Origin of the sequence: Pseudomonas sp. ANT_H4 (genome assembly GCF_008369295.1) — a bacterium.
Lineage (GTDB): Bacteria > Pseudomonadota > Gammaproteobacteria > Pseudomonadales > Pseudomonadaceae > Aquipseudomonas.
In genome coordinates this window covers 92,560-105,605 of the sequence record NZ_VOBG01000013.1, presented here as the reverse complement: position 1 = coordinate 105,605, position 13,046 = coordinate 92,560, and the positions used below count along the sequence as shown (strand labels likewise).

The 13,046-nt window shown below is 48.9% G+C and carries 10 protein-coding genes and 2 pseudogenes; 9 read left to right on the top strand and 3 right to left on the bottom strand.

Annotated features, from left to right (window positions below; genetic code table 11):
* Positions 1–30: 30 nt before the first annotated feature.
* The gene (gene def, locus FQ182_RS17870; protein WP_149412811.1) at positions 31–537 is read right to left on the bottom strand and encodes a peptide deformylase; all 507 of its coding nucleotides are present in this window, start codon (positions 535–537) and stop codon (positions 31–33) included.
* Positions 538–671: 134 nt separating this feature from the next.
* On the opposite strand from def, the gene FQ182_RS17865 reads away from it, so the two are divergent.
* From FQ182_RS17865 to FQ182_RS17845, 5 genes and pseudogenes are all read left to right on the top strand, one after another.
* A complete protein-coding gene (locus FQ182_RS17865; RefSeq protein WP_149412810.1) occupies positions 672–1,472 on the top strand; it encodes a peptidoglycan-binding protein in 801 nt (266 codons plus the stop codon).
* Between the two features lie 64 nt (positions 1,473–1,536).
* Positions 1,537–2,223 (top strand): annotated as a pseudogene (locus FQ182_RS17860) (DNA-processing protein DprA); the annotation flags it as partial.
* 44 nt (positions 2,224–2,267) lie between these two features.
* Positions 2,268–3,938, top strand: a complete 1,671-nt coding sequence (locus tag FQ182_RS17855) for a recombinase family protein (protein ID WP_149412809.1) — start codon at positions 2,268–2,270, stop codon at positions 3,936–3,938.
* Positions 3,939–4,268: 330 nt separating this feature from the next.
* Complete coding sequence (locus tag FQ182_RS17850) at positions 4,269–5,015, top strand: hypothetical protein (RefSeq protein WP_149412808.1); 747 nt, start codon at positions 4,269–4,271, stop codon at positions 5,013–5,015.
* Positions 5,015–6,541, top strand: coding sequence for a relaxase/mobilization nuclease domain-containing protein (locus FQ182_RS17845; RefSeq protein WP_149412807.1), 1,527 nt, complete (start codon positions 5,015–5,017; stop codon positions 6,539–6,541). The genes FQ182_RS17850 and FQ182_RS17845 overlap by 1 nt, the downstream gene beginning before the upstream one ends.
* A 3-nt stretch (positions 6,542–6,544) precedes the next feature.
* Here the strand turns inward: FQ182_RS17845 and FQ182_RS17840 are convergent, their stop codons facing one another.
* Positions 6,545–8,245 (bottom strand): replication endonuclease, encoded by a 1,701-nt coding sequence (locus FQ182_RS17840; RefSeq protein ID WP_178114478.1) that lies wholly within the window; start codon positions 8,243–8,245, stop codon positions 6,545–6,547.
* 746 nt (positions 8,246–8,991) lie between these two features.
* Between FQ182_RS17840 and FQ182_RS17835 the strand changes: the two are divergent.
* Positions 8,992–9,405 (top strand): annotated as a pseudogene (locus FQ182_RS17835) (DNA-processing protein DprA); the annotation flags it as partial.
* 54 nt (positions 9,406–9,459) lie between these two features.
* On the top strand, positions 9,460–10,017 hold the full coding sequence (locus FQ182_RS17830; RefSeq protein WP_133100615.1) for an L-threonylcarbamoyladenylate synthase: 558 nt from the start codon (positions 9,460–9,462) through the stop codon (positions 10,015–10,017).
* A 113-nt stretch (positions 10,018–10,130) separates the two neighbouring features.
* Here FQ182_RS17830 and FQ182_RS17825 read toward each other — a convergent pair whose 3' ends face one another.
* Positions 10,131–11,108: an NADPH:quinone reductase gene (locus tag FQ182_RS17825; protein ID WP_149412805.1), complete on the bottom strand. Its 978-nt coding sequence runs from the start codon at positions 11,106–11,108 to the stop codon at positions 10,131–10,133.
* A gap of 157 nt (positions 11,109–11,265) precedes the next feature.
* Between FQ182_RS17825 and hemF the strand changes: the two genes are divergently transcribed.
* Together hemF and aroE are read left to right on the top strand one after the other, a co-directional pair.
* Positions 11,266–12,198: an oxygen-dependent coproporphyrinogen oxidase gene (gene hemF, locus FQ182_RS17820; RefSeq protein ID WP_149412804.1), complete on the top strand. Its 933-nt coding sequence runs from the start codon at positions 11,266–11,268 to the stop codon at positions 12,196–12,198.
* Positions 12,198–13,022, top strand: coding sequence for a shikimate dehydrogenase (gene aroE / locus FQ182_RS17815; protein WP_149412803.1), 825 nt, complete (start codon positions 12,198–12,200; stop codon positions 13,020–13,022). Before hemF ends, aroE begins: the two co-directional genes overlap by 1 nt.
* Positions 13,023–13,046 lie beyond the last annotated feature (24 nt).

Sequence of the window (13,046 nt, the reverse complement as noted above, 5' to 3'; positions counted from 1 at the left end):
TTGCCGCAGCAAGCCTTTGAAAGAGGGGAATCAAGCTTGCTGGCGATGCTTCTTTTCCAGCTTCTTCTTGATCCGGTCGCGTTTAAGCGTGGACAGGTAATCGACGAACAGTTTGCCGTTGAGGTGATCGCACTCATGCTGGATACACACCGCCAGCAGGCCTTCGGCAATCAGCTCGAACGGCTTGCCGTTAGGGTCCAGGGCCTTGATCTTGACGCGCTGCGGACGATCGACGTTCTCGTAGAAGTCCGGCACCGACAGGCAGCCTTCCTGGTACTGGCCCATTTCGTCGGTCAAGGTTTCGAACTCTGGGTTGATAAACACCATCGGTTCGCTGCGATCTTCGGACAGGTCCATAACCACGACGCGCAGGTGCACGTTGACCTGGGTCGCGGCGAGGCCGATGCCCGGAGCTTCATACATTGTTTCAAACATGTCATCGACCAACTGACGAACTTCGTCGTCCACTACGGCCACCGGTTTGGCGATAGTGCGCAGGCGCGAGTCCGGGAATTCGAGGATGTTCAAAATAGCCATAAGCGTAATTGCTGCACATGTGAGGTAAAGGCAAGTCGGCACCGGGATGGACCCAGGTTGCCGGTGTAAACGCTGCAAAGCCGCGAAGGCCCTAGCGTTTCACGCGAACGTACATAATAAAGGAGATTCACCCCATGAGGAAATCGCTACTCGTCTTGCTGGTGTGGGCACAGGCCGTCACGGCCAATATACAGGCCCCGTCCATCGGCAATTACCCACAACACCCGCAACCGCTGGGCAGCGAGACGCTGAAAGCTATCCAGCGTTTTTTACTGCATGACCGCATCCTCGATACGTCGCAGGAGCTGGACAGCGCGCCTTACATTGTCGGGGCGCAGGCCGGGCGTGTGCTGGGCGCCAACGGCGAACGCATTTATGCCCGGGGCGCCCTGGACCCTGCGCAGCCCAGCTATGGCATCTTCCGCCAGGGCAAGGTCTTTACCGACCCCGACAGCCAGGAGCTGCTGGGGATCAACGCTGACGATATCGGCACTGCCCGCGTGGTGATGGTGGGTGATGTCACCACCCTGGCTGTGCAACGGGTCACCCAGGAGGTACGACCGGGGGATCGTCTGCTCAGCACTCAACTACCCGAAGGTATGCCTGATTTGCTGGCTTACGCGCCTACTCACGCCATTGCAGGACAAATTATCGATGTTCCCCGTGGCGTCACGCAGATTGGGGTGTTTGATACGGTCATTCTGAACAAGGGGCGTCGCGACGGTCTGGCGCAAGGTCATTTGCTGGCCGTGACGAAAACCGGAGAAACCGTCCGTGACAGGGTTACAGGCACACCGGTGAAGATTCCCGACGAGCGCGTCGGGACTCTTCTGGTGTTTCGCACCTATGAAAAGCTCAGTTACGGCTTGGTCCTCAGCGCGTCGCGCTCACTGGCTGTGATGGACCGATTTCAGAGTCCTGGCGCGGTGCAATAATTAGTCTGCTAAATAAGTTACCAACAGAGTTATCCACAGCTTGTTCATGATCAAGGATGATCAAATGTTACCGACGAATAACCGCGAAATTTCACCGGCAGAACTGGAAGCTCGACTACGCTTGCACAGGCTGCCGGAACTGGGCCCCAGGGGTTTTCGAAAACTCATCGAGGCGTTTGGTTCGGCATCAAAAGCCATCAGTGCACCGGCCAGTGCCTGGCGCTCCCTGGGCCTCAAGGCGGCTAGCGCCGATGCTCGGCGCAGCGAGGAAGTGCGTGACGGCGCCAGCGCGGCATTGACCTGGCTAGAGCGTCCGGCCCAGCATTTGCTGATGTGGGACCACCCCGACTACCCGGCGCTGCTCGCAGAATTGGATGACGCGCCACCGCTATTATTCGTCGCTGGCGACCCGGGCATTCTGGAAAAGCCACAGCTGGCGATGGTCGGCAGCCGCCGTGCCTCCAGGCCAGGAATGGACACCGCCGCCGCGTTTTCCCGCAGCCTAGCGAGTGCCGGTTTTGTCATTACCAGTGGCCTTGCCCTGGGCATCGACGGCGCCGCTCACCAGGCGGCTTTGGATGTTGGGGGGCATACAATCGGCGTGCTGGGCACCGGGCTGGAAAATTTTTATCCACAGCGCCACCGACGCTTGGCCGAGGCGATGATTGCCCAAGGCAGTGCCGTGGTTTCCGAATTCCCGTTGGACGCTCCGCCCCAGGCCGGTAACTTTCCACGGCGCAACCGGATTATCATCTAGTGATATAATTTTCCGAGTGAATCTTGGGTGGTTAAAAAATGACCAAAGCATACGCATATATACGCTTTTCCCGCGCAATTCAGGCAACGGGCGACAGCGAAAATCGCCAGTTGACCGCCTTAGAACTCTTTGAGACGACCACGGGGACGAAGATCGTGGAGGTCGTATACGACAAGGGAAAATCGGCGTTCAGGGGCGACAACGCCCGGTCTGGCAATTTCAAAGAGATGTTAGACAGGATGGGCAGCGGTGCCATTCGTGCGGGTGATTATCTGGTCGTTGAGAGTATTGACCGAATAACACGCCAACGGGTGCTTGATGGTGTAGAGCTTCTTCAAGGGATTTTGAAAAAAGGCATCAACATCTATACGACCGTGGACAAAAAGACATATTCGTATAATGACCCAAGCCGGGATTTTGAAAACCTCCTGATGATTAGCCTCATTGCGAAGAGGGCTAACGAAGAGTCTGAAACAAAATCTGGTCGTTTGTTATCTGCTTGGAAAGCACGTAAAGCAAAAGCAGAGAATGGTGAAGTCATCATCAAAAAGGGCAAATCTATCCCCTACGGCTTGCGAGTCGAAAATAATAAATTCGTGATTCAAAAAGAAGAGCAAGAAGAAATTCAAAGGCTTTTTGAACTACTGCTCCAATTCGGCATTAATACAGCAATCACAAAGATTAACGAAACCTCGCTTAAAAAATGGAATAACGGAACACTTAACAAAATTATCAGAAATAAAACTGTAATTGGTTGTATGGCTACTCATCGCATTGAATACACCGCAGATGGCAAAGCAAAAAAAATATTGACTGGCTTTATCGAGAATTATTACCCGAACTTGATTGAGCCAGGGCTTTTCTATAAAGCCGTGGATGTGATGACAAATCGCAAGCAAAAAAATTGGAGTGGTAGAAGAACAGAACAGGATTTTAACATTTTCAAGCATTGTATTTTTTGCGCCGAATGCGGTGGTAAACTTTACTACGACCACCGTGGAAGCCGTTATAAAGGAAAGATTTATCCTTTCTTTAAATGTGATAATGCCAGAGTTCAAAAGCATATTTGCACCGCTGACAATATCAGGTTTGAATATGTGCTTGGCTCTCTATTAGAAAGCATAAAAATGATTAATCGAGTAGCCACGGAATTTAAGCGAGACTTTAAAGGGATTTCCACCCAAGCGAGATTTATCAATCCAAAAATCAACAGCCTGTTAAAACCTGATACCGAAAACAATAATTTGGTTCTTGAAGAGAAGCAAAAGCAGCTGATTTCAAGGCGGACTAAACTCGACAATATGAATGTCCAAATGGTTGAGGCTGATTACAATGTGCCTACCAAGTTCATTCAGGAAATATCTAACACCGAAAAAGAAATCGAAGCCCTCAATAAAGAAATATTATTAATCCATAATGCAGCCAGTGATAAAGACACTATAAACATAGAAAGTGCTAAAACAGTGATTGATTTGTTTATGACTGATGAAGGTCGAGCAAAGCTAAACTATTTTTTCAAGACAAACGATATTATATTTCTTGTTAGACATTCAAAATCTACAAGGCAAACTGGCTTTTCTATGCGCCGAAAAAACGATGATGTTGATGAAAGGATTTGTAATAACGTGACAAAATTCCCGCTGAAAAATATTCTTGAAGAGTATGAAATTGGCGACTTGCAAACTATGTTTGACCTAACCGTTCACTAAAAACCCAGTCCAATAAAATCCTGAATTATAAATTCTGGATTTTATTGGACTTCCCTTTTAAATAATTTCCACCCGAAAAATTCAATCCTAAAATCAGACAACAGCGAAATCAAAAGAAGCAAGCAGAATAAAAAACCATCACGACTATCGTCGTTCGGTTATTTTATGCTCGCCCACTCCATTACCCACAAGGGGTAATTACGGGGACACGATACTCCCACAAGGGTCGTATCTAAAAGCACAGCAAAGCACACGGCTGATAAATCAGCGCAAAGGGCATCATTAGAAAAACAAAATGCTAAAATATGCTCATAACAAACAAAAACCCTAATGAGCAAATACAAAGCAAGTACCCGTTTAACTGAAATTAACGCCGAACAAATCGAACAGCTTCGAAGAGAATATAACCAATTATCCGTTTCGAAATTTTCACTTTCAGAAGCATTTAAACAATACGCCCTGCAAAATCGTAGCTATGTCGTGATAGCCAAAAATGGAAATTTTGAAGAGTTTTCAAAGTACAATCAGATACTGGCAAATCTCTGCACTAATCTATCTCAATTCAAAAGTGCTGACCCTGAAATCAACAGGCGCATAAACAACACCCTTCGAAATTTAATAAAGATGAAGCTCGATGTTAGTCGTTTGCGATTCAAGACGCTTGAAATAAAAACATCCACAAAACCAGATTTTGCAGCGATTATAAATTCTTCGCTATTTGACGATAGTCATTCAGAAAGAAAGAAGCAATACACGATTAGCTTCACCGAAAAAGAATGTAGCGAGTATAAAGAGAAATTCCCAAAGCAAGACTTTTATAATTTGCTACGCAATTTCTTCGATGAGTTTTCTGTTTACGAGAAAGAGTTTACTAATCCATCTATAAATCTCGCATTAGATAATAATCTTGTTAAATGCGGAGAAGCTGCAAATGCTTATGTGGTAGAGAAAAAGCATAGCGAGGCGATAATAAAAAACATTCTCGATTATCTTCAATGGGCTCTTTCAGAAAAAATTCACCCCAATATAATCAAAGGGAGCGCTGACCTAATAGCATTTATAGATGGGGCTAAATAATGTTAATTAAAGAAGTGCCCCGCATTCAGCCCAACACCAAAAACCTGGCCAATTATGTATTAACGAAAGCCACTCGCATCAGTGGCAATATTCCCGTAAATATGGGTGATATTAATGAATCAGCAAAGTCTATCGAGTTAGATTTTAATAGTAGATTAACGGCAAAACAGAAAAGCAATGAAATGCACTACATCGTTTCGTTTGAAGAACAACATCAAGATATTTCAGATGATAAGTTAATAATGATTGGCAATGAGTTGGTAAAGCGCCACTTTGGTGATAATCGTAATTTTTTGCTTGCCGTTCATAGAGACACTAACAACCCACATCTTCACCTTGTGATGGAAAATAGAGATTTCGACCATAAGGTTTTTTTCAAGAAAGATAATTATCGAGCATTGGAAAATCTTGCCCAAAGGATCGAAAAAAAATACTCACTCAAAAACGAGAAAATCTCTGAAAGCAGAAATGACCCAAACCCTGTTAGGCTTAATTATGCTTCTAAACAGTACGAAAGTCGTACTGGTCAAGAATCTGATGAAAAAAAATGTAAGAACGAGTTGAAAGGCATTATTTCCAACGCCAAGACGCCGGAGGCGTTGTTTAAGGCGATGATTGATGAAGGGTTTACTATTCGTGCAAACAAGAGCAAAACCGACCCTAGCAAGCTATCGGGCTATTACATCACAAAAGGTTCAACATCTATAAAGCCAAGTTCAATCGGCTTTCAAATGAGCAAGCTGATTGAAAAATACAAGTTTGATGAGAATGGCATTGCAGAGTTAATCTTACGTTTTGAGTCTCCGTTACCTCCCGACGAATCAGGCGAAATTTCTTCGAGTCCAGGTACAGACCCAAAACCACAACCTAACCGCCGTGAAAGCCTTTATACAAAATTTCAAACCGTGGATGGTGTGAACTACACAAGCAAAAATGAGAAGTACAAAGCCAGTTTTACAGTCAACGACAATAGTGTTTCTTTCACAAATCCAAATGAAATGAGCATCAAAGCAGGAATGCAGGCATTGATCGCAAAAGGTACTAAAGGACCGTTTTACCTCACCGGGTCGGAAGATTTTAAACGTAAAACTTGGCTTGTCTCCGCAATGATGGGTTTAGAAGTGTCCAATTATCAACCAACTCAATCGGATTTATCTGCGCTTTTCGAGCGTGTAAAAGCCAATCAAGATAAATACCCAAAGACAAAAATCAAGCTTCTTGAACGTCATATTAACGAACTGAAAAAAGAAAATTTTGAGATCGATGATTTATTTAAAACGTCTGTTTCATTCTCTGATTTATTCCCAAACCATTCAGCATCAGAAAATATTGAAGCACCTGAAACTGAAAAGCCTGAAAAGCCTGAAAAAGAAAAGCCCGCAACGTCTACTGGTACGAAAACAAAATCAAAGGCAGAAAAAATATTCGACAATCAAGAGATTGATAGAAAACTGTTAGAAAAATTAACCCGCCAAGGGGAAATGGGGCTTGACCCACTGCAACCATTAAAAGTACATAAGCCCTAAATTTTAGGGTTTGTCTTTATAGATTATTGAACAATCTATCTTCGTCGCTAATTCTATATTAGACCCTATAACTCTCAACCCAACATTAAAGGTCATCATTTCTTCAAAATCGTATAGACGCTCAACAATTTTAAGCTCTGTTATCCATTCCAGACGTTCTTTTGCGACCTTACAAAAATCTAAAAATTTTAACTCTTTTCTCAGGGATGCTAATTTTCTAAAAACGGGGTGTTTAAGTTCAAGCTTTATTTGCCACTCTTCCATTTTTACGAAGCGATTAAATTTTCGCCAGACTGATATTGCTCGCTCAACTCCGAAAAACCCATAGCGTCTTATGCCCCAAATCATACAGCCTGCCTTTACTTTTAACGACTCACTATCGGGGTTCTGTATTGCTTTTATTAGATATTTCATTACATAAGTAGATGCAGATGCTTTTTTCTTACCGTGTTTTTTAGCTTGTTCAGCAGATATTATTTCAATGGTCGTTGATTTTTCTGAATGCTTGAAAATTCTATTAATATGAAGTATTAAATCATCGGATTTTGTGGGACAAACAAATAATAATGCGTGCAAATGCGGACACTGGTCTTTATGCAATTCTTTCGTCCAAAGCCCAAAATCATTAAGCTCGTAACGATTGCGAGCTTTGCTCAACTCATCTAATTTCTTGCTCAAATAATCAGATGCTTGGCGAGGAGTTGAACCATCCCACGTATTTTTTCCGAATTTAGGGTTTGCGTGAAATGAGGCCGGGCAAGTCGCAGTTAAAAATAAACATACATATTTTCTTTGTTCTGCAACAAGCTCCATATTTTTTACACACGAGTATAGTTCTGAAACACGTCGTTCAGGAGTCATTGCAACATCAGCTAACGGCTTTTGAGTCGAAACGTCATCGCCATATTGGATGTATGAATTAAGTAGATAATCTTTCTGACATTCATCTACAAAATTACGATAGTCCAGTGCGACTTTACTGCAATAACTATTATTAGAGCCAATCGCTTTTTCAGAAAGCTGTATCAGTTCATTTTCCCTAACTCTGATTTTTCTTATTATTCTTTTGTGTTTCTGAAAGCCGTTGAACCGTCTTTTTTCGTCGTTGCTGCACAAGTTCAAATCAAACTCATAAATCAAATTTTCATCTTCATAATATTTATCGAGCTTGTCTAATATCGTCCCGCTTGCTTTCAAGTCTCTAATTTTAACGCCTTGTATTAGCTCAATGTTTAACATCTCTTGGCGAGTGATTTTACACATTGAAAGCTCGATTACTTTTTTTGTTAGTTTCGTGCTTTTAGTTATATGCAAAAATAGTTTATTAATCACAATCGCAAGACAAACTGCGTCCCTATCCCATTGACGAAAAGACGATAAGGACTCTGTATATCGTAACTTGTTTTTTTGAGTTGCTGTACACAACGCTTTCGTCCTTACAAGCACTTCCATCTCGTAGAAAGACGTACATACTTCTTGAAGATTAGATACAAGTTTGCTGCTGGCGTTAACCGGCTTTAAGCTTGAATTAAGTTCTTGCAGGGTTTTTTCGTGGTCGAAGCCGGATTTTTTGAAATTTGATATTTCATTAATTAGTTTTTTAGCTTCGAAATGAGAGTGTAACTTATTGAGAAAAGTTTCTTTATTTCGTTCTTTTGATATTGCGCGTTGGAAATAAAATGGTATGCTGTTATTGTAAATCATTGTTAAGTTGTTTGTTTGGTAGCTACATCTTAACATTTGTAAGAAAAACACAAGAGCTTCGGCTCTTTTTTTCTGACCTAAATTAAAACAATCGTTTTAATTAATAGAGTCGAAAACTAAACAGTTGTTTGAACTAAATGATAAAACCCTTTTATTATATGGCTTTTATCTATTTTGTGAGAGTTGTTTTAGAATTATCCAAGAAGGTCAAAAGCAAAAGCAAAAGCAAAAGCTATTAAAAGCGATTTGGCTATTCTCTCTTACTGATTCACCCATCTCTATGACCGTCGTAGCCGCCCCTTCGGGCGACGGTCAAGGGGCAACCCCTGCCCAGACAGCGCCCGCGCCTATGCGGCGTTTCGGGCGCACGGAGTTGGTGCCTACCATGCGATATGCTTCGGTCATATATTACAGAAGCAAATAAAAATAAAAGTGAGAGAGAATTCTTATTAAATTGAAAAGTTCTTAAATGTTTTAGCTGTTTTCGTTTGCGGCAGGTACTGCCGTAATTTACTTTTATGTTTTGTGAAATCCCCCCCATACCCCCCGGTTGGGGGCAGAAAATCAAAAGCTATTAAAAGCGATTTGGCTATTCTCGCTTATTGATTCACTCATATGATTGACCCATAGGGTCAAGGTGGATTACTCACGCCCGGATACTGCGCCCGCGCCTATGCGGCGTTTCCGGGCGAGCCCTCGCTAATCAAAATCTGCCCGTGAACTTCCTCGGAAAAACCATTTACCTAATCATCAGTGGCCTGTCCCTTGGTGTGCTGGTGGTGGAGGCCGGAATGGCCAGCGGTTCGCTGATCACCGCACGGCTGGCGGCGGAGCAAGGGCGCGAGGTGTATGCGATTCCTGGTTCTATCCATCATCCGGGGGCCAAGGGCTGCCATCAGTTGATTCGTGATGGTGCAACACTGGTGGAAGCCGTCGAACATATCCTTGAAGGCCTGCGCGGCTGGCAAGCATTGTCGCGCCCGGCGCCGATCCCGGTTGTTCACCCGCTGGTGGCGCTGCTGCACGCCGCGCCCCATACCAGCGAAGCCTTGGCGATTGCCAGCGGCCTGGCCCTGTCCCGGGTGCTGGCAACCCTTACGGAACTGGAGCTGGAAGGCCGGGTGACCTGCGAAAGCGGTCGCTGGCTTGCGCGCAGTTAGGTTTTGTAACGAAGATCGGTAAACTGCGCAGAGCTTTAGTCCGGAGAGTGAGCAATGGTCAACAGGTGGCGTGTGCAAGAAGCCGCACGAGAAATTCGCGCAGGCGCGGTGATTGCCTATCCAACCGAGGCGGTGTGGGGCCTGGGCTGCGACCCATGGAACGAGGAGGCCGTGGATCGTTTGCTGGCGATCAAGGGCCGGTCCGTGGATAAGGGCCTGATCCTGGTTGCCGACAATATCCGGCAGTTCGATTTTCTCTTCGAGGACTTCCCGGACCTGTGGATAGACCGCATGGCCAGCACCTGGCCGGGGCCCAATACCTGGTTGGTGCCTCATCAGGACTTGTTGCCCGAGTGGATTACCGGTGTGCATGACACGGTGGCGTTGCGGGTTAGCGACCATCCGCTGGTGCGGGATTTGTGTTCGCTGGTGGGGCCGTTGATCTCCACCTCGGCCAACCCTCAGGGCCGCCCGGCGGCGCGCACGCGGATTCGCGTGGAGCAGTATTTCCGTGGGCAGGTGGATTTGGTGTTGGGCGGTAACTTGGGTGGGCGCAAGAACCCGAGCCTGATTCGCGATCTGGCGAGTGGTGAGGTGGTGCGGCCTTCGTAAGACCGAGTCACGGCCATAGCGGGCAAGCCCGGCGCCCACATTGGAATGCATTCCCCTGTGGGCGCCGGGCTTGCCCGCTATGAGGCCCTCATAGGCCCCAGAGACCTAAATCCTTACGGCAACAAAATCGTCGACCCCGTAGTACGCCGCGCCGACAACTCCGTCTGCGCCTTCGCCGCTTCGGCCAGCGAATAGCGCTGGTTGATATCAATGCGCACCTTGCCGCTCTTGATCATCGAAAACAGATCATCGGCCATGGCCTGCAAATCCTTGGGATTGCTGGCGTAGGTTGCCAGGGTCGGCCGGGTTACGTACAGCGAGCCCTTGGCTGCGAGAATCCCCAGGTTGACCCCGTCTACCGCGCCCGATGCATTGCCGAAACTCACCACCAAACCCCGTGGCGCCACACTGTCCAGGGACGTCAACCAGGTGTCTTTGCCGACACCGTCGTACACCACCGGGCATTTCTTGCCGTCGGTTAATTCCAGCACGCGCTGTGCGACGTTTTCCTTGCTGTAGTCAATGGTTTCCCAGGCGCCGAGGGATTTGGCCAGGGCGGCTTTTTCCGGCGAACTGACGGTTCCGATCAGCTTCACGCCCAGGGCTTTGGCCCATTGGCAGGCCAGGGAGCCGACGCCGCCAGCAGCGGCGTGGAACAGAATGGTTTCGCCACCTTTCAAGTCATAGGTCTGGCGCAGCAGGTACTGCACGGTCAGGCCCTTGAGCATGGCGCCGGCGGCCTGTTCGAAGCTGATGTCGTCCGGTAGATGAATAAGGTTGGCGGCAGGCAGCACGTGCAATTCGCTATAGGCGCCCAACGGACCACTGCCATAGGCCACGCGATCGCCGACCTTGAACTGAGTGACTTCGCTGCCGACCGCATCGACCACCCCGGCGCCTTCTGCGCCCAGGCCCGATGGCAAGGCTGGTGGCGCATAGAGGCCGCTGCGCAAATACGTGTCGATAAAATTCAGGCCAATGGCCTTGTTGCTCACACGAACTTGCTGCGGGCCGGGTTCTGCCGGGGTGTAGTCGACATACTCAAGTACTTCGGGGCCGCCATGGGCACGGAACTGGATACGTTTGGCCATCTGCACTGTCCTCTAGTCGGTTTCGCGAAGGCCTATCGGACTCCTAAGCTTGGACTTCGTCAACTGTGGCTGTTCCCGGTGGGGTGGTATCCTGTGTGCCCATTTGCCGCCGACGCCCCACGGCTTCGAGTAGCTTTGCCCGATTCAAGGTGATGCCATGACTACCCGCACCGAGGCTGTTAAAGCCTACCTGCTCGACCTGCAAGACCGCATTTGCAGCGCGCTGGAAACCTTCGAGGCCGATACTCGCTTTATCGAAGACACCTGGACCCGGCCTGCCGGCGGCGGCGGTCGCACGCGAGTGATCGAGAACGGTTCGCTGATCGAAAAAGGCGGCGTAAACTTTTCCCACGTATTCGGCGCCAACCTCCCACCGTCCGCCAGCGCCCATCGCCCGGAACTGGCCGGTCGTGGATTTGAAGCCCTGGGCGTGTCCCTGGTGATCCATCCTCACAACCCTCATGTGCCGACGTCCCACGCCAATGTGCGGTTTTTCATCGCCGAAAAAGAAGGTGAAGAAGCCGTCTGGTGGTTCGGTGGCGGCTTCGACCTGACGCCTTACTACGGCAACGAAGAAGATTGCATCCACTGGCACCGGGTTGCTGAACAGGCCTGTGCGCCATTCGGGCCGGACGTGTATTCGCGCTACAAGGCCTGGTGCGACAGCTATTTCCACATCAAGCACCGCAACGAACCCCGAGGCATCGGTGGTTTGTTCTTCGATGATTTGAACGAGTGGGACTTCGACACCAGCTTCGCCTTCATGCGCGCCATCGGCGATGCCTACATCGACGCTTACCTGCCCATCGTCCAGCGTCGCCAAGCCCTGGCCTATACCGAGCAGCAGCGTGAATTCCAGGAGTTTCGCCGCGGGCGCTACGTTGAATTCAACCTGGTGTATGACCGTGGCACCCTGTTTGGCCTGCAATCGGGCGGGCGTACCGAGTCGATCCTGATGTCCCTGCCGCCGCAAGTGCGCTGGAGCTATGACTGGAAAGCCGCGCCGGGCAGCATCGAGGCGCGCTTGACCGATTACTTCCTGCAAGACCGCGATTGGCTGGGCATTGCCGCGCCCAAGGTAGCGATCTGATGGATCGCTACGTTGTGTTTGGTAACCCCATCGGCCACAGCAAGTCGCCGCTGATCCATCGCCTGTTTGCCCAACAGACCGGCGAGCAACTGGACTACACCACCTTGCTGGCGCCGCTGGACGACTTTACCGGCAGCGCCAAGGCATTTTTTCTTGAGGGCCGTGGCGCCAACGTCACGGTGCCGTTCAAGGAACAAGCCTATCGCCTGGCCAACACCCTGACCGAACGTGCCCAGCGTGCCGGAGCGGTGAATACCCTGAGCAAGTTGGCCGATGGCAGCCTGCTGGGAGACAACACCGATGGCGCCGGGCTAGTGCGAGACCTGACAGTCAATGCCGGGTTCAGCCTGCAAGGCAAACGCATCCTGCTGCTTGGCGCGGGCGGAGCGGTGCGCGGAGCGCTGGAGCCATTGCTGGCACAGCAGCCGGCGTCGCTGATCATCGCCAACCGCACCGTGGAAAAGGCCGAATTGCTGGCTGAACTGTTCGACGACCTTGGTCCGGTTTCCGCGAGTGGCTTTGACTGGTTGCGCGAGTCCGTGGACCTGATCATCAACGCCACGTCCGCCAGCCTGTCAGGGGATGTGCCGCCGATTGCCAGCAGCTTGATCGACCCCGGCAAGACTTTTTGCTACGACATGATGTACGCCAAGGAACCTACCGCGTTCTGCCGCTGGGCCAGTGAAAACGGCGCAGCGGTAGCGATGGATGGTTTAGGCATGCTGGTGGAACAGGCGGCGGAAGCCTTCTTGCTGTGGCGCGGCGTGCGGCCGGATTCGGCACCGGTGCTGGCTGAGTTGCGCCGGCAGTTGGCCCTTTTGTAGGAACTAGGCGTCCCCTCGCTCCTA

What these genes read in the sequence shown, in the direction of transcription:
- def (WP_149412811.1), bottom strand. Translation starts at nt 537, where the DNA reads ATGGCTATTTTGAACATCCTCGAATTCCCGGACTCGCGCCTGCGCACT.
- FQ182_RS17855 (WP_149412809.1), top strand. Translation starts at nt 2,268, where the DNA reads ATGACCAAAGCATACGCATATATACGCTTTTCCCGCGCAATTCAGGCA.
- FQ182_RS17865 (WP_149412810.1), top strand. Translation starts at nt 672, where the DNA reads ATGAGGAAATCGCTACTCGTCTTGCTGGTGTGGGCACAGGCCGTCACG.
- hemF (WP_149412804.1), top strand. Translation starts at nt 11,266, where the DNA reads ATGACTACCCGCACCGAGGCTGTTAAAGCCTACCTGCTCGACCTGCAA.
- FQ182_RS17825 (WP_149412805.1), bottom strand. Translation starts at nt 11,108, where the DNA reads ATGGCCAAACGTATCCAGTTCCGTGCCCATGGCGGCCCCGAAGTACTT.
- aroE (WP_149412803.1), top strand. Translation starts at nt 12,198, where the DNA reads ATGGATCGCTACGTTGTGTTTGGTAACCCCATCGGCCACAGCAAGTCG.
- FQ182_RS17845 (WP_149412807.1), top strand. Translation starts at nt 5,015, where the DNA reads ATGTTAATTAAAGAAGTGCCCCGCATTCAGCCCAACACCAAAAACCTG.
- FQ182_RS17850 (WP_149412808.1), top strand. Translation starts at nt 4,269, where the DNA reads ATGAGCAAATACAAAGCAAGTACCCGTTTAACTGAAATTAACGCCGAA.
- FQ182_RS17830 (WP_133100615.1), top strand. Translation starts at nt 9,460, where the DNA reads ATGGTCAACAGGTGGCGTGTGCAAGAAGCCGCACGAGAAATTCGCGCA.
- FQ182_RS17840 (WP_178114478.1), bottom strand. Translation starts at nt 8,245, where the DNA reads ATGATTTACAATAACAGCATACCATTTTATTTCCAACGCGCAATATCA.